Origin of the sequence: Neisseria sp. P0013.S005 (assembly GCF_051958425.1) — a bacterium.
Taxonomy (GTDB): domain Bacteria; phylum Pseudomonadota; class Gammaproteobacteria; order Burkholderiales; family Neisseriaceae; genus Neisseria; species Neisseria subflava.
Genome location: NZ_JBQCVL010000078.1, coordinates 1 through 248, shown reverse-complemented (window position 1 = coordinate 248; position 248 = coordinate 1). Strand labels below are relative to the sequence as shown.

General features: G+C 56.9%; 1 rRNA gene. It reads right to left on the bottom strand.

Annotation, left to right across the window (positions count from 1 at the left end):
• Nucleotides 1-248, bottom strand: a 16S ribosomal RNA gene (locus ACTHTA_RS11565); the annotation flags it as partial.

The following is a 248-nucleotide window of genomic DNA, read 5'->3' as shown; positions in this document are numbered from 1 at the left end:
GACTACTAGGCTATCTAATCCTGTTCGCTCCCCACGCTTTCGCTCCTCAGCGTCAGTATCGGCCCAGAGACCCGCCTTCGCCACCGGTGTTCCTCCTGATATCTGCGCATTTCACCGCTACACCAGGAATTCCAGACTCCCCTACCGAACTCTAGTCTGCCCGTATCGAATGCAGGCCCGGGGTTGAGCCCCGGGTTTTCACATTCGACGCGACAAACCGCCTACGAGCTCTTTACGCCCAATAATTC